At 64.7% G+C, this 618-nt stretch carries 2 pseudogenes; both read right to left on the reverse strand.

From position 1 onward, the window contains the following. Positions 1 to 192: 192 nt before the first annotated feature. Positions 193 to 325 (reverse strand): annotated as a pseudogene (locus AO501_RS39475) (ISL3 family transposase); the annotation flags it as partial. Between the two features lie 185 nt (positions 326 to 510). Then, positions 511 to 618: pseudogene (locus AO501_RS37320) on the reverse strand (formyltetrahydrofolate deformylase); the annotation flags it as partial.

Below are 618 nucleotides of genomic sequence, written 5' to 3' on the forward strand. Positions count from 1 at the left end.
GTGGCGGACGGCGTTTCCTTCGACGAAAGGCGCGTTGCACCATTCGCACCGGCCCAGTGGGACTGGCGTGAACGTTCTTCGAAAGCGATATTGGATGCGCTAGGTGCGAAAATTGTCCTAATTCGGGGCCGCGCTGAGCAGACCCACCGGTCCTGTCTACACTCCGCTCCTTTGACCGCACCTGCCGCAGGCCAGGTCTTCGGGGTTCTTCCACAGTGCAAAGCGGGTGTCCCTTGAGCTTGCGTACTCGCTCATGAGCTGGCCGCGCCGGGGCGTTTTTGGCGGGCCGACCCCGGCCCCACGTGGGCTCGCTACGTGACAGCGCCCACCCGGACAGTTCACGTTGACCGGGTGAGGCCAAACGGCGCCGAGCGTGCACTGGGGGCGAGATTCGGGCCAGCCGATTTTCCGCCCTCAGTTCACGCTGGGCGACGGCGCCGAAACGGCCAGTCGACGCCGTGACCATCATGGGCACCAAGAAGTTGACCGCAACGCGCGCAGTCACCCATGTCAGAAGACGATGGTCTGGTTGTGATGCACGATGACGCGGTCTTGGCAGTGCCAGAGCACGGCGCGGGAAAGCACTGCGCGTTCGACGTCGGCGCCGACACGCACCAG

This window comes from Mycobacterium gordonae (genome assembly GCF_001417955.2).
In the GTDB taxonomy this organism is placed as follows: Bacteria; Actinomycetota; Actinomycetes; order Mycobacteriales; family Mycobacteriaceae; genus Mycobacterium; species Mycobacterium gordonae_B.